At 51.7% G+C, this 19859-nt stretch carries 18 protein-coding genes and 1 other RNA gene; 4 read left to right on the top strand and 15 right to left on the bottom strand.

Annotated features, from left to right (window positions below):
* Positions 1-26: 26 nt before the first annotated feature.
* From ftsA to rsmI, 15 genes are all read right to left on the bottom strand, one after another.
* Positions 27-1283: a cell division protein FtsA gene (gene ftsA, locus RN22_RS13380; RefSeq protein ID WP_002537378.1), complete on the bottom strand. Its 1257-nt coding sequence runs from the start codon at positions 1281-1283 to the stop codon at positions 27-29.
* Between the two features lie 11 nt (positions 1284-1294).
* A complete protein-coding gene (locus RN22_RS13375) occupies positions 1295-2071 on the bottom strand; it encodes a cell division protein FtsQ/DivIB (RefSeq protein WP_046305009.1) in 777 nt (258 codons plus the stop codon).
* A 207-nt stretch (positions 2072-2278) separates the two neighbouring features.
* Positions 2279-3742, bottom strand: coding sequence for a UDP-N-acetylmuramate--L-alanine ligase (murC, locus tag RN22_RS13370; RefSeq protein ID WP_046305007.1), 1464 nt, complete (start codon positions 3740-3742; stop codon positions 2279-2281).
* An 11-nt stretch (positions 3743-3753) separates the two neighbouring features.
* Positions 3754-4824: an undecaprenyldiphospho-muramoylpentapeptide beta-N-acetylglucosaminyltransferase gene (gene murG, locus RN22_RS13365; protein ID WP_046305004.1), complete on the bottom strand. Its 1071-nt coding sequence runs from the start codon at positions 4822-4824 to the stop codon at positions 3754-3756.
* A complete protein-coding gene (ftsW, locus tag RN22_RS13360; protein WP_002537371.1) occupies positions 4796-6007 on the bottom strand; it encodes a cell division protein FtsW in 1212 nt (403 codons plus the stop codon). The genes murG and ftsW overlap by 29 nt, the downstream gene beginning before the upstream one ends.
* On the bottom strand, positions 6004-7356 hold the full coding sequence (murD, locus tag RN22_RS13355) for a UDP-N-acetylmuramoyl-L-alanine--D-glutamate ligase (RefSeq protein WP_046305002.1): 1353 nt from the start codon (positions 7354-7356) through the stop codon (positions 6004-6006). Before murD ends, ftsW begins: the two co-directional genes overlap by 4 nt.
* Positions 7357-8439 carry a phospho-N-acetylmuramoyl-pentapeptide-transferase gene (gene mraY / locus RN22_RS13350; RefSeq protein ID WP_002537368.1) on the bottom strand — a complete coding sequence of 361 codons (1083 nt, stop codon included), beginning with the start codon at positions 8437-8439 and terminating at the stop codon, positions 7357-7359.
* Positions 8433-9797 (bottom strand): UDP-N-acetylmuramoyl-tripeptide--D-alanyl-D-alanine ligase, encoded by a 1365-nt coding sequence (murF, locus tag RN22_RS13345; RefSeq protein ID WP_046304999.1) that lies wholly within the window; start codon positions 9795-9797, stop codon positions 8433-8435. The genes mraY and murF overlap by 7 nt, the downstream gene beginning before the upstream one ends.
* Positions 9794-11281 (bottom strand): UDP-N-acetylmuramoyl-L-alanyl-D-glutamate--2,6-diaminopimelate ligase, encoded by a 1488-nt coding sequence (gene murE / locus RN22_RS13340; protein ID WP_046304998.1) that lies wholly within the window; start codon positions 11279-11281, stop codon positions 9794-9796. Before murE ends, murF begins: the two co-directional genes overlap by 4 nt.
* A complete protein-coding gene (locus RN22_RS13335; protein WP_046304996.1) occupies positions 11281-13029 on the bottom strand; it encodes a penicillin-binding transpeptidase domain-containing protein in 1749 nt (582 codons plus the stop codon). The genes murE and RN22_RS13335 overlap by 1 nt, the downstream gene beginning before the upstream one ends.
* 1 nt (position 13030) lies before the next feature.
* Positions 13031-13345 carry a cell division protein FtsL gene (gene ftsL, locus RN22_RS13330; RefSeq protein WP_046304994.1) on the bottom strand — a complete coding sequence of 105 codons (315 nt, stop codon included), beginning with the start codon at positions 13343-13345 and terminating at the stop codon, positions 13031-13033.
* Positions 13345-14298: a 16S rRNA (cytosine(1402)-N(4))-methyltransferase RsmH gene (rsmH, locus tag RN22_RS13325; protein ID WP_002537359.1), complete on the bottom strand. Its 954-nt coding sequence runs from the start codon at positions 14296-14298 to the stop codon at positions 13345-13347. Before rsmH ends, ftsL begins: the two co-directional genes overlap by 1 nt.
* A gap of 12 nt (positions 14299-14310) precedes the next feature.
* Positions 14311-14769, bottom strand: coding sequence for a division/cell wall cluster transcriptional repressor MraZ (gene mraZ, locus RN22_RS13320; RefSeq protein WP_002537357.1), 459 nt, complete (start codon positions 14767-14769; stop codon positions 14311-14313).
* 295 nt (positions 14770-15064) lie between these two features.
* Positions 15065-15444, bottom strand: an RNA gene (gene rnpB / locus RN22_RS24510) — RNase P RNA component class A.
* A 55-nt stretch (positions 15445-15499) separates the two neighbouring features.
* On the bottom strand, positions 15500-16360 hold the full coding sequence (rsmI, locus tag RN22_RS13315) for a 16S rRNA (cytidine(1402)-2'-O)-methyltransferase (RefSeq protein WP_046304991.1): 861 nt from the start codon (positions 16358-16360) through the stop codon (positions 15500-15502).
* A gap of 55 nt (positions 16361-16415) precedes the next feature.
* On the opposite strand from rsmI, the gene RN22_RS13310 reads away from it, so the two are divergent.
* Genes RN22_RS13310 through RN22_RS13295 form a run of 4 tightly spaced genes read left to right on the top strand, consistent with a single transcriptional unit; the run spans position 16416 to position 19754 of the window.
* On the top strand, positions 16416-18257 hold the full coding sequence (locus tag RN22_RS13310; RefSeq protein ID WP_046304988.1) for a penicillin-binding protein activator: 1842 nt from the start codon (positions 16416-16418) through the stop codon (positions 18255-18257).
* Complete coding sequence (locus tag RN22_RS13305; RefSeq protein WP_046304986.1) at positions 18241-18609, top strand: YraN family protein; 369 nt, start codon at positions 18241-18243, stop codon at positions 18607-18609. The genes RN22_RS13310 and RN22_RS13305 overlap by 17 nt, the downstream gene beginning before the upstream one ends.
* 3 nt (positions 18610-18612) lie before the next feature.
* The gene (locus RN22_RS13300; protein ID WP_002537348.1) at positions 18613-19203 is read left to right on the top strand and encodes a phosphoheptose isomerase; all 591 of its coding nucleotides are present in this window, start codon (positions 18613-18615) and stop codon (positions 19201-19203) included.
* Positions 19204-19205: 2 nt separating this feature from the next.
* Positions 19206-19754 (top strand): BON domain-containing protein, encoded by a 549-nt coding sequence (locus RN22_RS13295; protein WP_046304984.1) that lies wholly within the window; start codon positions 19206-19208, stop codon positions 19752-19754.
* Positions 19755-19859 lie beyond the last annotated feature (105 nt).

The raw sequence follows: 19859 nt of genomic DNA, 5'->3' as shown, positions 1-19859 counted from the left end.
CTCCGTCTTTCCTGTTCGCATCAGGTTTAAAATTCTTTCTTAAGCCAGCCACTAAGTTTACTGAACATGCCTGATACAGTTCTTTTAGGCTCCGGCTCGCTCGATTCGTTCAATAGGTTTTCTTTGCCGTAATGCAGTAACCCAACTGCAGTGGCGTGATAGGTTGCATTGACATAGTCAGTCAGCCCTGTCACACCATCAGGAAGCCCCACGCGTACCTGGTTCTGGAAGACGCGCTCAGCGCATTCCACCAGCCCATGCATTTGCGCAGCACCGCCCGTAAGGACGATACCTGCGGCCAATTGGTGTTTTACACCCTGTCCGCGCAGACGTTCCTGAACACGTTCCAACTCTTGCTGCACCAACCCCAGCAATTCGCTGCAACGCGGTTCAATGACTTCGGCCAGTGTTTGACGCTGCAGGCTCCGAGAAGGACGACCTCCAACGCTTGGCACATTGACCTTGGCATCTTTGTTCACCAACTCGCTTAACGCACACCCATGCTTCACTTTGATTTTCTCAGCGTCGCTAAGAGGTGTACCGAAGGCATAAGCAATATCGCTGGTGATGACATTTCCAGCGTAAGGAATCACGGCTGCATGACGCAAAGCGCCGCCAGTCCATACGGCAATGTCCATGGTTCCGCCGCCAATATCGACGACGCATACCCCCAACTCTCTCTCGTCGGCAGTGATGACTGCATGGCTTGCCGCCAGACCAGAGAAAATTAATTGGTCCACTTTCAGGCCACAACGTTCCACCGCTTTTTCGATATTTCGCGCAGTATCATTGTGGCAAGTGATAAGGTGTACGCTGGCTTCCATACGCACACCGGAAAGACCAACAGGATTCTTAATCCCTTCCTGATAGTCGATTTTGTATTCCTGCGGGATAACGTGCAGCACGCGCTGCTCGTCACTGATCTTCACCGACTTCGCCGTGTGAATCACCATGTCGACGTCATCCTGCGTGACCTCCTCATCGGAAATCGTTCCCATACCACGTTCGGTCTGGCAATGAATATGCTTTCCTGATAGCGACAGATAGACTGAACGAATCTTGCAATCAGACATCAGCTCTGCGTCGTTAACCGCACGCTCCACTGATTTAACAACAGACTCAAGATCGTTGACACCGCCTTTATCCATGCCTTGTGAAGGCGTAGAGCCCACACCCAGCACATTGATCGCACCGTCAGGCAAAATCTCACTGACCAGAACAGAAACCTTGGAGGTTCCGATATCCAATCCAACAATCAGCGGTCTGTCAGTTGTTTGTTTCATTCCACCTACTCTCAGGTATTCTCGTCACTGGCTTCTACTTCCGGAGCTTTCCAGCCCACCGCAGCACCAGTGTCATAGCGCAAGTCCACATATTGAATCGCTCTGTCGGTCGACTTGAAATCATCAAGCAGTGCGACAAAGCGTTTTAATCGCTCGTTGCGGGACTCACGTCCTAATTCAATGCGCACCCCATCACGGGTGACAATTCGCCACGAGCGGCGCTCATTGAGCGCCAAGGCAGCAATTTCTAATTTTGTTGGTGCCAGAATGCCACGCATTTCGCGCCACGCTTCCAGCACTTCTTTTTCGCTGCCATCTGGGCCATGGAGTGACACCAGGCCCAAATTTTTTACCGCAGCAGGATCCGCGCCAAACACGTCCCCGCCAACATCCAAAAGAAACGATCCATTCCAGACTGCCTGAGGCTGGTATTCAGTCACATTGACTTTGATCGTATCCGGCCATTGCTTTCGCACGGCGACATTCGCGACCCAAGGCAGTGCAGAAATTGCACTGTGGATGTCATCCACATCCTGAATCATAAAGCTGTTCAAACCACCGAGTTGTAGCACCGCATTGCGCACTTCCAATGGTGTTAAGTGTTCCAGCTCACCTTGTACAATAATCTGGGACAACGGCAATTGCTCTTCGTCCCCCATCCAGGTGATGACACGGAGCAATGACCAGAGGATAGCCAGAATGACAAATACTAAAAACACCAGCCCCCCCCAATGTTCTTTCAACATTGAAGGCTGAGCCGGTATGTCCTCTACGGTCACATTTGTCATATCAGGCTATTGCCTCTCTATCGTCAGGCAACCTGCGGCTTTGCCTAAGCAAAGCCGACCGATTATAACGGTCAGTTTGACAGGTCACCAACCCTTCTTGGCGTTGAAGTGATGAAGCTGAGATCAAATACATGCAAAACAACCAAAAATAGGTTAAAAGTTAGACATCACTCTGCCGAAGCTCAGTCATTCCGCATGTATTCAGGTTTATCCCTGCTCGCTCAACGCCTTTTTATCCAGCTTTAATTCGGCCAGTTTTCTAGCCACTTTACCAATATCACCTGCGCCTTGTGTCAGCACCAGGTCGCCTGGTTGAATCACTGCGGCCAACGCTGCAGGTAAAGCATCCACATCCGGTACAAAGATCGGATCGATTTTTCCTCGGCCACGAATAGTGCGACAAAGACTTCGGCCATCGGCACCCGCAATTGGCGCTTCACCAGCAGAATACACATCCAGCATCAGCAGTACGTCAACCTGTTCAAGCACATTGGCGAAATCGTCATACAAATCTCGGGTGCGGCTGTAACGGTGTGGCTGGAACACCATGACCAGACGGCTATCTTCCCAACCCGCACGCGCAGCTTGAATGGTGACATCCACTTCGCTGGGGTGGTGACCGTAATCATCCACCAGCAGTGCATGGCCGTCTTCCACCGGGAACAAACCCAGTTGGTCAAAGCGACGGCCAGTGCCTTCAAAGCTCGCCAGTGCACGCAAAATAGCGTCATCTTCCACGCCATCCTCCGTTGCCACTGCAACGGCAGCAGCCGCATTCAATGCATTGTGTCGGCCTGGAATATTCAGTTCGATATGAATCTCCGGTTTGCCAGCACGCAAAATGGTGAAAATACCTTTCTGGCCTTCCTGACGGTAATCTTTCAGGCGCACGTCAGCATCTTCCGAGAAACCATAAGTGATCACCTGACGTCCAATGCTTGGGATCAACTCACGCACCACAGAATCGTCAACACACATCACTGCCTGACCGTAGAAAGGCAACTTGTGCAGAAAATCGATAAAAGTCTGCTTCAGGTTGTCGAAATTGCCACCATAGGTATCCATATGATCCGCTTCGATGTTAGTGACAATCGCCACCATCGGCTGCAAGTGCAGGAATGAAGCATCACTTTCATCGGCTTCTGCAATCAGGTAGCGGCTACAGCCCAAACGCGCATTGGTACCAGCACTTTTTACCAGACCACCGTTCACAAACGTCGGATCCAGACCTGCTTCCTGATAAATCAGCGTGGTCAAGGCTGTAGTGGTGGTTTTACCGTGCGTACCTGCAACGGCAATACCATGGCGGTAACGCATCAACTCGGCCAACATCTCTGCACGGCGAACCACTGGGATACGTGCAGCCTTCGCGGCAACCAGCTCTGGGTTGTCGTGACGGATAGCCGTAGAAACCACAACAACGCTTGCGCCATCGACATTGGTCTCAGCATGACCAAAGAATACTTTGGCACCTTTGCTTTCCAAACGTTGGGTCACGGCATTTTCTGACAGATCAGAGCCTGTGATCTCATACCCTTCGTTGATCAACACTTCCGCAATACCGCACATACCGGCACCGCCAATACCCACAAAGTGAATGCGCTTCACACGGCGCATTTCCGGCACCATGGTTCGAATTTTTTCTAATTGATGACTATCAAATTTGCCCATCACTTTGTTCTCTACTTCGCTACGTCTTTGATGACACTGGCCACACGCTCAGCAGCATTGGTAATTGCTGCGGCTTTAGCAGCCTTCGACATCGCCATCAATGACGATGAATCTTTATCTTCCAGTGCCGCCGCCAAAGCGTCAGCACTCAAATCCGGTTGTTCTATCATTAGCGCCGCGCCACTCTCGACGAGGTGCTCAGCATTCAGTGCCTGCTGGCGATCTTTATGCTGGAAAGGCACGAAGATCGACGGTACACCTGCAGCAGACACTTCCGATACCGTCAAAGCACCAGAGCGGCAAATCAAGATATCTGCCCAATCGTAGGCTTCAGCGACATCATCAATAAACTCGGTGACTTCAGCATTCGTCACCCCCGCTTTTTGGAAGCGCTCTGCCGTGTCCGCCTGATTGCCTTTACCGGCCTGATGACGAATCACCACTTCTCGGTTCAGCTTTGCTATCGCTTCCGGCACTGTGTGGTTCAAGATTCGAGCCCCCTGGCTTCCTCCCATCACCAACACTTTCAGCGGTGTGCCATCTACATAAGCATTATGCTCTGGCAAGGCACAAACATCCTTTCTTACCGGATTGCCAACGACTTCTTTGTCAGCAAACGCTCCAGGAAAAGCCTGCAACACACGCTTGGCAATCTTTGCCAGCCACTGGTTGGTTAACCCTGCGACGGCATTTTGCTCGTGGAGAACAACGGGAATGCCGCTTAGCCATGCAGCCAAACCACCCGGTCCACTCACATAACCGCCCATGCCCAGCACAGCATTCGGTTTCCAGTTTTTGATATGGCGCTTTGCCTGAACAACAGCATTAAGTACCATCCAAGGGGCGAGAAGTTTACGCGCAAAGCCCGAACCACGCAGCCCTTTTACTTCAATAAAGTCGATCTCAATGCCATGTTTTGGCACCAAATCCGCTTCCATCCTGTCTGCCGTTCCCAGCCAGCGAATTTCCCAACCTTGCTCCTGCAACTCTTTGGCTACCGCAAGTCCAGGGAAAACGTGACCGCCGGTTCCACCAGCCATCACCAATAATCGTTTATGCTTTTGTTCGTTTTCGTTTTTCATGAGAGACAATTCGTTGGTGCGCCTGCGCCGTTTCCAAACGGTATTCGTGGTCAATGCGAAGAAGTAGCGCCACCGCCGTCGACATAATAAATAAACTGGAGCCGCCATAACTGACCAGCGGCAACGTCAAACCTTTTGTCGGCATAATACCTGCCGCAGCACCAACATTCACCAGTGCCTGAAACGCAAACCAGATACCAATACCAAATGCCAAAAAACCACCGAAAAGCTGGTTCGCTTCAAGGCAACGTTTCCCGATAAAGAGTGCGCGGAAAACCAATGCAAATACCATCAGCAAAACGACAGTGACGCCAATAAGACCGAGTTCTTCTGCCAGCACCGCTATAACAAAGTCAGTGTGCGCTTCCGGCAGGTATTCGAGTTTCTGGATAGAATTACCGAGCCCTTGTCCCCACCAGCTGCCACGGCCAAAGGCCATCAAAGATTGTGTAAGCTGGTAACCGCTACCAAACGGGTCTTGCCAAGGATCCAAGAAGGAGGTGACACGAGCGACACGGTACGGCTCAGCAATGATCAAAAGACCCACCAGTCCAAGACCGGTAAACAGCAAGACACCGAACTGCCATAGCTTGGCGCCAGCAATAAACAGCATGCCCACCGTGGTGACAAACATGACGACGACAGAGCCAAGGTCAGGCTGAAGCAGCAAAAGACCTGCAATCACCACCAGCACTGCCAGTGGCTTCAAAAAGCCGGTGACGCTTTCTCTGACTTCACCATGGCGACGAACAAGGTAGCCAGCAATAAACAGGAAGAGTGATAATTTAGCCACTTCTGCTGGCTGCAAGTTAAAAAAGCCCATTGGCAGCCAACGGGATGCACCGTTTACCGATTTACCGACGAGCAGAACCGCCAGCAAAAGCGCGAGCGAGATAAAAAGCAGAGGAATGCTGAGTTGCTGCCAACGCGACAAAGGTATCTGCATGGCCACGCCGGCAATGATAAGTGCACCTACCAGATAGACGCCCTGACGCATGGCAAAATAAAACGGCTCATCAACCAGACGGACAGAAACAGGAATGGAAGCAGAGGACACCATGATGAGACCGACCATCATCAGGCCGAATGACAGCCACACCAGTTGGCGGTCATACAATGCCGTTGGCGCTGGATTCGAGAACCAGCGCATCAGACGGTTGTCTTCCCACTTCGCACTCATCATTCCGTCACGCTCTCCTCAGCGCTTCGCTGTGCAATCTCTTGCGCGTATGCAGCAAAGGTATCGCCTCGCACCATAAAGTTGGTGAACTGATCGAAGCTAGCGCATGCTGGAGACAACAACACCATGTCGCCAGGTTTCGCGGTCGATGCCGCGATATCCATGGCTTCCTGCATGGTTTCAATCACCACGGGCGACTCAACCAGATTTGTAAAAGCATGACCATCTCGGCCATAGCAGTACAAAGTCACGTTCAGCTTGCCGAGGATAGGTTTTAGCGAAGAAAAATCTGCGCCTTTGCCATCACCACCGACCAAAAGGTGCAGACGCCCCGCTAGTTGCAGGCCATCAAGCGCCGCTTCAGTGCTCGCCGGATTGGTCGCTTTCGAGTCATTCACCCAAAGCACGCCGTTGTGTTCAATCACTTGCTGACAACGATGAGGCAAACCTCTGTATTCACGCATCGCCTGACATTGCGCTTCACGGCTCACACCTACAGCATCAGCCAGCGCCATCGCCGCCAGACAGTTAGCTACGTTGTGACGGCCCACCAGCGCGATATCGGACACCGCCATCACAGGCTCGCCTTTTGCTGTCAACCACTCTGCGCCGTCTTTCTCGGTGAGTGTGTACTCACCTGACGTGAAGCCGAAGCTGATAGCCGGCACATTACCGCCCTTCTTCTGCGTATTTTTGGTCTGGAGATCGTCTTGGTTCCAGACCGACAGTTTGGTTTGGTCGAAAATGCGCAATTTGGCATCGCGGTAGTCATCCATCCCTTCGTAGCGATCCATATGGTCTTCTGAAAGATTGAGGAACACTGCCGCTTCCAAATTCAGGGAGGAGGTCGTTTCAAGCTGGAAGCTCGACAGCTCCAGTACATAAAGATCGTGCTCATTGGCCAGCATATCCAAAGCTGCAAAGCCGATATTACCGCCAACACCGACATTAATGCCTGCCGCTTTTGCCATCTCACCAACCAGACTGGTCACGGTGCTTTTACCGTTTGAGCCGGTAATACCAATCACAGGCGCTTTTACATTACGTGCAAAGAGTTCAATGTCACCGACAATCTCAATGCCTTTCGCAGCCGCTTCTTTAAGCTCTGGCGTTGCCAGCGCAATGCCAGGGCTTGCCACAATCTGGTCGGCTGACAGTAGCCAATCCCTATTCCAGCCACCAGCATGCAATGCCACATTTTTCGGTAACTGCTCTGCGCCCGGCGGGTTAGCGCGGGTATCAATCACTTTCACGGTCGCGCCATCATCGTTTCTCACAAGATGATTAACGACAGAGAGCCCGGTCATACCGAGCCCAATCACCACAATGTTTTTCGCGGCGTCCGTCTTCATTTAGCGCACCTTCAATGTTGCCAGTCCTGCAAGAACCAGCATCAGTGTAATAATCCAGAATCGTACAATCACACGCGGCTCTGGCCAGCCTTTCAATTCGTAGTGGTGGTGGATAGGCGCCATGCGGAAAATACGTTGACCACGCAGTTTGTAAGAGCCCACTTGCAGGATCACTGACAAGGTTTCCATCACAAACACACCGCCCATGATCACCAACAGGAACTCCTGACGCACCAGCACGGCAATCGTGCCCAGGGCACCACCCAGAGCCAGTGAGCCCACATCCCCCATGAACACCTGGGCCGGATAAGTGTTAAACCACAAGAAGCCCAGACCTGCGCCGACAATCGCCGCACAGACAATCACCAATTCATCGGCATCTTTGATGTAAGGGATGTGCAGGTATTCAGCAAAGTTCACGTTACCCGTCGCCCAGGCAATAAAGGCAAAACCACTGGCCACCATGACGGTCGGCATAATGGCCAAGCCATCAAGACCATCAGTGAGGTTCACTGCGTTACTTGAGCCAACAATCACGAAATAGGTGAAGACGATGTAGAACAGGCCAAGCTGAGGCATCACGTCTTTGAAGAAAGGCACCACAAGTTGGGTGGCAGCGGTATCTTTACCGTGGATATAGAGCGCAAAGGCAACCACCAGCGCAATAGCGGATTGCCAAAAATACTTCCAGCGGGCAATCAGGCCGTCTGTGTTCTTGCGTACCACTTTACGGTAGTCATCGACAAAACCAACGGCACCGTAACCCAGAGTCACGAATAGCACCGCCCAAACATAAGGGTTGGAAAGGTCAGCCCACAGCAGCACAGTGACCGTAATCGCGGTCAAAATCATGATGCCGCCCATGGTCGGCGTACCACGTTTGCTGAAGTGAGATTCCGGACCTTCGTTACGTACTACCTGACCGATTTGCAGCATCTGCAAGCGAGCGATCAAGCGCGGTCCCATCCAGAGTGACAGCGTCAATGCAGTCAACACGCTGAGGATGGCACGGAATGTCAGGTAATCAAACAGCCGGAAAAACGGAATGTGTTGGGTTAGGATATCTGATAGCCAATCTAACATTTGGCTGCCTCCTCTATTGCTGCAACCACTTCAGACATCTTCATTCCGTTGGCCCCTTTGACCAAAACGGATACTTCGCGTTTTGTTTTCATCAGTTCTACTACATGCGCAATCAATGCGCTTTTATCTTCAAAGTGCTGCCCCCCGCAACGTTCGCTAATCGCGGCGCTGGCAGGTCCATAAGTAATCACGGTTTGGATAGAGGCTTTGCTGAGGTGCTCTGCAACTTCTCCATGCACCGATTCGGAATGTTCGCCCATCTCCCCCATATCAGCTAAGACGATGACTTTGTCTCCGTCGAAGCCATCCAGCAAATCCACTGCGGCTTTCATTGCTGCAAGGCTGGCATTGTAGCTGTCATCAATCAGGCGAAGACCTGGGCGCGGGAAGCTTATCGCACCGCGGCCTTTAGCAGGCGACACAGAAGCGAGACCTCGGACCACATCGTCCATCGTCACCTTACTATCGATTCTGGTCGCAGCAATGGCAGCAAGAGTCGCGTTCGCAACGTTGTGTTCACCGGGAAGGCTGAGTGTCACCGGATAGGTGCCTTGCGGTGAAACCAGATCGAAGGCATAACAGCCGTTGTCGACCTGATGAATATTCTCGGCACGATAGTCTGCAGGCTTGTCAGTCACTGTCATGGTAAGTACTTGCTTACTTTTCAGTATTTCATCCCAGAAAGCCCCACCATTGCTGTCCTGATTAACGATTGCCAAGTCACCGTCAGCAAGCCCCTGGAAGATTTCACCTTTGGCTTTTGCCACCCCATCAAGGGAACCAAAACCTTCCAAATGCGCTGCCGCCAGATTAGTGACCATCGCGAGATCCGGCTTAACCAAAGACGTGGTATATGCAATTTCACCTATATGGTTAGCGCCCAATTCCATCACCGCGTACTCATCGGAAGGTTGTAGGCGAAGCAAAGTCAGCGGTACACCTATGTCATTGTTGAAGTTGCCGGCGGTATAAAGCGTCTGACCTTTTGGAGACAAAATGGCAGCCAGCATTTCTTTGACTGTGGTTTTACCGCAACTACCTGTGAGCGCAATCGTCTTCACGTCACATTGAGATTTCACCCATGCGCCCATTTGCCCCAAAGCCAGCTTGGTGTCTTTCACAATCAGTTGTGGCAGTGCGACATCGACAGGTTTGGAAACCAAAAGCGCTGACGCGCCATTTTCATGCGCAGTTTCTACAAAATCATGGGCATCGAATCGCTCGCCCACCAGCGCGACAAACAAAGCACCATTGCCAAGCGTTCGCGTGTCGGTGGAAACGGCATCAATCACCACATCTTCGCCGACCAGATCAGCGTCTAAAACCGTCTGCAGTGATTTCAATGAAACTGGGATCATGCCTCTTCCTCCAACAAACGGCGTACGGTCTCACGATCGGAATAGTGAACAGTACCTGATGCCAGCACTTGATAGTCTTCGTGTCCTTTTCCTGCGACCAGAATCACGTCTTTTTCTGACGCATTTTCAAATGCATAGCTACACGCTTCCGCGCGGTCGTGAAGGATAATAGCCTGATCGGGATCGACCATGCCTTTAAGCATGTCAGCCACAATCGCTTCCGGAGATTCAGAGCGGGGATTGTCGTCGGTCAGAATAGCGACATCAGCCAATCTTTCAGCAATGTCTGCCATCATTGGGCGTTTACCTGTATCCCTGTCGCCACCACAACCGAAAATACACCAAAGCTTACCGTCGCAATGACGGCGAAGAGCCATCAGCGCTTTTTCAAGGGCATCGGGGGTGTGAGCGTAATCCACCACCAGCATAGGTTTGTCAGCACGATGAAAAACTTCCATGCGTCCAATCACCGCCTGCAACTTGCTGGCAGCTGCCATCAGAGCTTCTTTTTCGTAACCAAGTCCTAGAAGCGTGGTCAGGCTAACCAAAAGGTTCATGACGTTGAATTCGCCAACCAGCGGCGCAGTAAATTGACCAGCACCCCATGAAGAGTCAAAGCTGATGGTCACACCGCTTGTCGCGTAGTCGACAGATGTTAGCCAAAGCTTGCGTCCTTGATGCGCGTGGACATTGCTTTCAGAAAGTGAAACCGCCACCGCTTCCGGCATGTTGCTGACCCAGTTAGCACCGACCTGATCGTCAACGTTGATCACAGAAACTGGTGAGCCGTAGTGGGTAAACAGGCGAAGCTTGGCTTCTGCGTATGCTTCCATGGTGCCGTGGTAATCAAGGTGATCACGGCTGAGGTTAGTGAAGATAGCAGCATCAAAAGCCACGGCTTTCACACGATCCTGCACCAAACCATGAGAAGATACTTCCATCGCCACGTGAGTTGCACCCTGATGGTTAAACGCCGCCAGTTGCTGCTGAATATCCAACGCGCTGCCCGTGGTGTTCAAAGCTGGCTCTAATGCATCAAGGAAGCCGTTACCTGTGGTTCCCATCACTGCCGCTTTACCTTCAAGCAGATCAATCCACTGCGCAACCAACTGGCTCACCGTGGTTTTGCCATTGGTGCCTGTCACACCAATCACTTTCATCATTTTGCTTGGAGATTGGTAGAAACGGTCGGCGATTTCCGACAAGGTGGATTTCAAGTGAGGGAAGGCAACGACTGGCACACCATTTTGCAAGGTGACATCAAACTGACCGTTAGTATCACCATCATCGGCAATCACCGCTGCTGCGCCGGCTTCAATAGCCGCAGGAATAAAACGGCGCGCGTCCAGGGAATGCCCCTGAACAGCAATAAATACATCACCCGGTTGGATCTGGCGGTTATCCAGCGTCAAACCGGTAATAGGTGTCTCTGGGATGGCGTCATACCAAGGCGCCAATAATTCTTTAAAGCTCGTGTTCGGCATCAGTTCCGATTGTCCGTATTAGCAATCTGTAAAAATGGCTGCTGAGCGTCCGGTGCAATATTGAGGATCTGCAACGCGCTCTTCATCACGTCAGAAAACACGGGGGCCGCAACCTGACCACCGTAATATTTGTCGCCTTGGGGTTCATTGATCACCACCACCATGGCAATGCGCGGCTCGCTCAAAGGTGCGATCCCCGCCGTATAACCGATATATTCATCACCGTAGCCACCGGCCACCGCAACTTTCGCTGTACCTGTTTTTGCCCCAACACGATAACCGTCAACCGCTGCGCGGCGGGCACTTCCGCCTTCCTGCGTCACGGACTCCAACATGTCGAGAACTTTTCGGGTATTTTCTTGTGATGCGACCTGTTTACCCGGTACCACGGATTCTGTTTTCAAAATCGACAGCGGGCGATTCACACCTTCCGCACCAAGTACCGCATAAGCGCGGGCAAGCTGAGCCGGCGTGATAGAAAGGCCATAACCAAAGGAGAGCGTCGCGCGTTCGAAGTCAGACCAACGGCGACGATTCGGATAGAGCCCATAAGACTCACCGACCAGGTTCACACCAGTTGCGTCACCGATGCCAAAACTGCTGTAAAGGCCAAGCAATGCTTCGACTGGCATAGAAAGAGACAGTTTACTGACACCGATGTTACTGGATTTTTGGAGGATTTTACGGAGGTTTGCTTCACCGACTTTGGAAACATCGCGGACACGCGCGCCGCCGATGCTCATCACGCCGTTACCGGTATCAATGATGGTCGACTCATCCGCTACGCCATTTTCCAACGCAGCCAAAACCACCAGAGGCTTGATGGTGGAACCTGGCTCAAAAACGTCAGTGATGGCACGGTTGCGCATCTTGAAACTTTTCAGATCAGAGCGGTTATTGGGGTTGTACGACGGTGCATTCACCATCGCCAGCACTTCACCCGTGCGGACATCGACCATGACCAATGAACCTGAAGTCGCGCGGTAGTCCGCAACCGCTTGCTTAATAGCGCGATAAGAAATCGCCTGAAGGCGCTGATCGATACTGAGTTGAAGCGGCTTGCCTTCTTCCTTGGCCTCTTTGGAAATCACTTCCACTACCCGACCATAGCGGTCTTTGCGCACAGTACGGCGGCCAGGTTCACCACTCAGCCAACCATCATAGCCACGTTCGATCCCTTCAAGGCCACGACCATCAATGCCGGTTACGCCCACAAGGTGAGCACTGACTTCACCGGCCGGATAAAAACGACGGGACTCATCATTCATGCCAATTCCCGGTAAGCGAAGGCCGGAAACATAGTCAGCCACAGCAGGGCCAACCTGACGTTGCAGGTAGATAAAGCGTTTGGTTTTATTACGCTCGATGCGGTTTACCATCGCCTGACGGTCGATACCCAACACATCAGCCAGCGCGTACCAGCGGTCAATGTCTTTAAGGCCGCCGTTCTTAAACACAGTCACCGGATCCACATATACCGCTTCAACCGGGACACTGACGGCCAGCGACTCGCCGTTACGATCGGTAATAATGCCACGAGCGGAATGAAGGGCTTTGACACGGACAGAACGCATATCGCCTTCCTGAAGAAGGCGATCCGGCTCGATGACCTGAATGAATGCGGCGCGGGCAATCAACGCGACCATGGCAAGGGAAATACAGAAACAGACCGTGACAAAGCGCCACCGAATCAAATTCGGTGTTGGCTTTTTCGCTCGCTGATTGGTCGGTTTCGTTTTTCCCTTCACACTATTGGCTCACTATGACTTCACGTCGACTGTCTGGACGGATCATGTCCTGATCCTGCCGTGCCATCGCTTCGACACGGCTGTGTTCTGATAACGCATGCTCCTCAAGCAACTGGTTACGCCATTCGACTTCCAGTTGCTCGCGCTCCATCAAAAGTTGGTCATGATGGGCTATCGCAGCACGCGTTTGCTGAGTGGTGTAAACCACGCCCAATGCAGAAAGCAGTACCAGAACCAAAAGCACCATAGGAACCCGACCGATACTGGTCAGGTCCTGTAGAATTTGCCTTGTCAGTCCTGGATTTTCTGCCGACATCAGTCACCCAATTTTTCTGCCACACGCAGCACCGAGCTTCGGGAGCGAGTGTTGTCTGAGACTTCCACGTCAGACGGTTTCAATGCTTTGCCCACCAGCTTCATTTTTGCCTGACCCAGTGCACGGATTTGATCTTCGGTCAGTGGCACGCCATGTGGCACATCCGGCCCTTTGCTTTGCTTACGCATAAAGCGTTTCACCAAACGGTCTTCCAATGAGTGGAAGCTGATGATGGAAAGTCGACCACCCGGCGCCAGCACTTCAAGCGCACCTTGCATCGCCGTTTCAATCTCTTCCAGCTCACTGTTGATGTAAATGCGAATCGCCTGAAAACAGCGGGTCGCAGGGTGCTTTTTACGATCACGGGAAGGTGATACCGCAGCAATCAAGTTGGCCAGCTGCAAAGTGCGGGTCAACGGCTCTTTGGTTTCATCTTCGCGGTGCGCAACAATGGCACGGGCGATACGCTTGGCAAATCGCTCCTCGCCAAACTCTTTCAGCACCCAGGCAATGTCGTCGGCTTCCGCTTCGGCAAGCCATTGAGAAGCTGGAATACCTGAAGTCGGATCCATGCGCATGTCCAAAGGACCATCGCGCATAAAGCTAAAGCCACGCTCTGGATCGTCTAATTGCGGTGAAGACACCCCAAGATCCAGCAATACACCATCAATCTTGCCACTCAGACCACGTTCTTCGATGTATTGTTGGATGCCGGAAAATGGGCCATGAATAATGTTGAAGCGTGGGTCATCAATCGTGCCCGCTTCTTCAATCGCCTGTGGATCGCGGTCAATACTGTAAAGCTGACCACCGTCACCCAGACGACGTAAAATTTCTCGGGTATGTCCACCACGGCCAAACGTACCATCGACATAAATGCCGTCAGGTTTAAGTGCGAGACCTTCGATGGATTCGTGGAGGAGGACGGAAATGTGTGAAAACTGCTCTGACATAATCTTGATTACCTAAAGCGATAAGTTACTGAGCCTGTCGCTCAGCGCTTCCGCTGATTCGGCTTGATGTTGAATATCCTGGTCGATCTGTTGCTGCCACTTGTCGCTGTTCCAAATCTCAAACTTGTTGAGCTGTCCCACCAGCATGGCTTTACCATTCAAACCGGCGTAATCGCGCAGTGTAGGTGCAATCAGAATTCGCCCCTGTCCGTCCATCTCACACTCAAACGCATGACCAAGCAGCAATCGCTGTAAACGACGCTCGGCTGGATTGAGGCTGGATAAGCGGGATAGCTTGGCTTCGATGCGCTCCCATTCAGGCAAGGGGTAAAGCAGCAGGCATGGTAACTGATGATCAATGGTGCATACAAACACGCCATCGCACAACGCATCGAGTTCTTCCCGATAACGCTTTGGCAATGCGACGCGACCTTTCGCGTCGGGCGATATGGCGCTGACGCCCCTCAACATGTCACTGACTACCCTTTTTCACCAGAATAACCCACTTTATTCCACATTTTCCCACTAGGAAGTGTAAGTATCAGGCAAAAAGAAAGTCAAGCAAGCATCGAGCGCGACAAAGATCACGTAATCGCGAAGCGCATTCTATTTCAACAGCTTGAACACCTTGCTGAGCCGTGCATTTTTTAACCGCACGGCATTCCCCATTAGGGCCTGTTGACTTTTACTGAAGTCAAAACAAAAGAAGGCGAGCTAATGCTCGCCTTCTCTGGGGCAAGTTTATTGCTAAACTCGCCCATTTTATTTAGTGAGTCGGCCTATAAGCCGGGTTCTGTACCGTAAAAACGGTGGTAGCCATTCGTCTAGGCCTGCAATCGCTCACAGGCTCCAGCAACCTACCCGTCCCCAACGCGGGCCGCGCCAAAGGGGACCTATTTGGTCTTGCTCCGGGTGGAGTTTACCGTGCCACGAACTGTTGCCAGTCGCGCGGTGCGCTCTTACCGCACCCTTTCACCCTTACCTGTTCTCCGAAGAGTCATCGGCGGTTTGCTCTCTGTTGCACTGGTCGTAGGCTTGCGCCCCCCAGGCGTTACCTGGCACCCTGCCCTGTGGAGCCCGGACTTTCCTCCCCCTCGTCAGTCTCCCAAAGGACATCAACGAAGCAGCGGCTACCCGGCCAACTCAGGCGGCGGATTATATAGAGTTCACCGCCACGAATCCAGCGAAAACACAGGACTTCTTACTCTAGATTTTCTAAACCCCACTTATAGAGGGCATTTTTTTTCACGTTATACAGCTCAGCCGCAATCGCAGACGCTTTCTTCAGTGGCAGTTCCTTCGCCAGCAAAGTAACCGCTTTGGTTGCTTCCAATGGCAAATCCTCTTTCTCGGCGCGGTGACCTGCAATCAAAAGCACCATCTCACCGCGGATACGGTTACTGTCTTCATTCAGCCATTCAATCAACTCGCCCAGCGGCGCACCATGAATGGTTTCATAGGTTTTGGTCAGCTCCCGTGCCAGCACTACCTGACGTTCCGCACCCAATACCACCAGCATGTCGTCGAGCGTATCGAGAATACGGTGCGGTGATTCGTAAAAAATCAGGGTCCGTGGGTCTTCTGCAATGTCAGAAAACTTATCACGGCGGCCTTTGCTTTTTGGCGGCAGGAAGCCTTCGAAGCTGAAGCGATCAGAAGGTAAGCCAGATGCACTCAACGCGGTGATAACTGCACAAGGCCCCGGCAAAGGAACAACTTTGACACCCGCCTGACGACAACGGGTCACCAAATGGTAACCTGGATCGGATATCAACGGCGTGCCCGCATCAGACACCAGCGCAATATTTTGCCCACTGACCAATTTTTCAATCAGAAAATCTGCTTTCTGTTGCTCATTATGGTCATGCAGCGCGAAAGTTCGGGTGGTGATTCCAAAATGGGACAGTAGTTTACCAGTGTGGCGGGTATCCTCGGCAGCGATGATGTCGACCTGCTGCAAAATCTCCAAAGCACGCTGGGTGATATCTCCCAGGTTTCCGATCGGTGTCGGCACGATATATAAAGTTGAGACGTCAACCATGGTTGAAGTTTCATCAGTCATTTGTTTCACAACCCTTCGGCGATTAATATAGAGGGCAACAAGTTACGGACAGAAGATGTTCATGCGTAAAATAACCCATAAGTGCAAAAGTGTATCACGAGTTCTTCCACCAATCGCGCTGGCATTGGTGCTTTCAGCGTGTACCACCACACCACCTGTTGAGCAAGGTCCGCAATATGACATCACAGCGCCGGCGCTGGAGTCATCGACTTTCTATTTGCTGAAAGCAGAAACCGAAACCGGAGAAGCAAAAGCTGACTGGTATCTGTTGGCGTTAAAAGCACTGATTGCTGAAAAACAGTACGCACAAGCCGATGTTTTAGTCAGTCGTTTAGCAAAACTGCCACTGACCCCACTGCAACTTTCCGAATGGCAACTGAACCGTGCCTTGTTATCTCAGCAAAAAGGCGATCTGCAGACCGCTGTTGATAACCTGAACTTCCAGCCATCTTGGGGTATTCCAGCTATTCAATACCAGCGCTATTATCAATTGAAAGGTGAGCTTTACGAAGCACTGGGCAACATGCCAGGTGCTGTGCTCTCTTATGCCGAAGGCTCTCCTTACATTACGGACAACTACGATAAGCAGCAGAACTGGGAAAACGTTTGGACACTGCTGGTGAAAATGCCACCTTCAGAGCTGAGCTCTCTGTCTGCAACCACCAATCCAGTCCTGAATGGCTGGGTCGAGTTGGTGAACCTCCTGCGCCGTTACTCGGGCCGTCCTGCTCAGCAACAAGAAGCGCTGAACCAATGGCTGGCAGCCAATCCATCTCACCCGGCTAACCGCTACCTACCGAATGACCTTACTGCACTTCAATCGATGGAGATCCTCCGTCCTGATCGCATCGGCGTGATGCTGCCACTAAGCGACAAGTTCGCGGCACAAGGCGAAGCTATTCGTAATGGTTTGGTACAAGCGCTGCTGGATGATGATTCGGGCAATACTGCGCCTTCAGTGATGTTCTACGACACCAACGGACTGTCAACGACTGACATCGTCAACCAAATGCGTACTGATGGCATTCAGTTTGCTATCGGCCCTCTTCGCAAAGACAAAGTGGAAGAGTTTCTGACAGTGAGCCAGAACGCGATTCCAACGCTTGCTCTGAATATCCCTAGAGAGGAAGACGGCGCAGCAAACACCTGCTTCTTCACACTCTCACCAGAGCAGGAAGCTGAGCAAGCAGCATTGCATATTGAACAGAACAAGCACCAATACCCATTGGTGATTGCTCCAGATAATGGCTTTGGTCGACGTGTTAGCGAAGCTTTCTCTAAACAGTGGGAAGAGCAAACCGGCGAGCCTGCGGAAGTGGAGTTTTTCAAGAATCGTGCGGCGATGCAGAAAACCGTACAACGCGTATTTGGCTTAACAGAGAGCCAAGGGCGTATTCAGCAGATGCAACAGCTTCTGGGAATGGAAATGGAATCAGAGCAGCGCAGCCGCCGCGATGTTGATGCCGTTTACCTTGTCGCCAACGCAGGCGAACTCACGCTGCTTAAGCCGTTCATTGAAGTCGCCATCAACCCAGATGTTCAACCGCCGAAATTGTACTCAAGCTCACGCTCTAACAACCGTGTGAACGGCGTTGGCGAAATTGGGGAGCTTCGCGGTATCGAATTCAGTGACGTTCCACTTCTGGTTGAGCCCAACAATCCTACCGCTGCGCGCTTCAACCAACTCTGGCCAGGGCTGGATAATGGCATGACTCGCCTTTACGCACTGGGGATGGACGCGTATGCGTTGATTGAAGCACTTCCTCAGATGCAAGCATTGCCGGAATACCGCTTTGAAGGGTTGTCAGGTGAATTGTCACTGGGTGATTACTGCACCGTCAACCGTAGTGTTTCCTGGGCGATGTTTGGGGATCAGGGGATTGTTTCGGTTAAGTAAAAAGCAAACCGGCGATCACTACGAAACACAGGCCTGCCGCTTTCTCGAGCGGCAGGGCCTTAAGACCATCGAAAAGAATGCCCGCTTCAAGGGCGGCGAATTGGATCTCATCATGCGGGAGCAAAACTGCCTCGTTTTCGTTGAGGTCAAATACCGTAACCAAACCACCTATGGTGGCGCCGCAGCCAGTATTTCTCCACAAAAACAACAGCGCATGCTCAAGGCGGCCTATTTGTGGCTGGCGAAAAATGGCCTGTCCGCGACACATACCGAGTTTAGATTTGATGCCGTGACTTTTGAAGGCAACGTAAACTCGGTAAACTGGATGAAAAATATCGTATTTGAAGGGTAATCAATGCTAGATAGCATCAAAGAGAGTTTCACCGAGAGTATCCAGACACAGATCGCTGCAGCAGAAGCCTTGCCAGAGCAGATTTCCAAAGCCGCGATGGTGATGGTGCAGTGTCTGCTTAACGGCAACAAAATCCTGTGTTGTGGTAACGGTGGCTCCGCAGCAAATGCTCAGCATTTCGCTTCCTGTCTGCTTAACCGCTTTGAAACAGAGCGCCCTAGCTTGCCTGCATTGGCTTTGACAGCGGATACCGTCACCCTGACAGCGGTCGCGAACGATTACCACCACGATGAAGTCTTCTCCAAGCAAGTGCGTGCTTTCGGGCAAGGCGGAGACGTGCTATTGGCGCTGTCAACCAGCGGTAACAGCAAAGACATCATCAAGGCAATGGAAGCCGCGGTTACCCGTGACATGACCATTGTTGCGCTTACCGGCAAAGATGGCGGTGAAATGGCAGGCCTCTTGGGTGAGCAGGATGTGGAAATCCGCATTCCTTCCCAGCGTACTTCCCGCGTACAGGAAGTTCACCTGATCACCTTGCACACACTTTGCGATCTTATCGATCAATACCTGTTCCCGACACACGGAGAATAACCATGAAAAAGGCGCTTTTACTTGCAGCAGTTCTGGGGTTAAGTGCCTGTTCCGCGATTTACGAGCAGGATACCCGTACCGCGAAGACGGAATGGCAAGACACACAACTAGGAATGGAAGTCGCCGGGATCGTTAATAAAGCTCCTTTTAAAGGCGATACCCGTGTTAACGCCGTTTCCTACGATGGCAAACTGTTATTGATTGGTCAGGCGAAAACCGAAGACCTCAAAAACGGTATCCTTGCTAAAGTCCGAGAACTGGAAGGCGTAGAGACCGTCTACGACCAAATACGCATCAAGGCGCCTTTGTCTGTGGGTGATGTTTCCAAAGACACTTGGATCACCACCAAGGTGAAATCAGCTCTTATTGGCAGCAAGAAGCTCCGTAACGTGAACATCAAAGTGATCACAGAAGACAGCGAGGTCTTTTTGCTAGGCTATGTCACTCGTGAGCAAGCGAATGAAGCCACTGAAATTGCCCGTAACTTGAGTGGTGTTAAGCAGGTTATAAAAGGCTTTCAGTATTACGAGCCAAGTTCGATCAGCGAGTAACTTTTAGGGGCTGTTGACCTTTGGTGATGATTTTTGCAGCAGTTTGTTGGGATTTTATTCAAGGCAGAGGCTTCGACGTGTAGCTAGCCTACATGAGAAGCCGAT

Origin of the sequence: Grimontia sp. AD028, assembly GCF_000973155.1 — a bacterium.
GTDB lineage: Bacteria > Pseudomonadota > Gammaproteobacteria > Enterobacterales > Vibrionaceae > Enterovibrio > Enterovibrio indicus.
The sequence above is the reverse complement of the archived record's forward strand: the minus strand, read 5'-3'. Positions and strand labels throughout refer to the sequence as shown.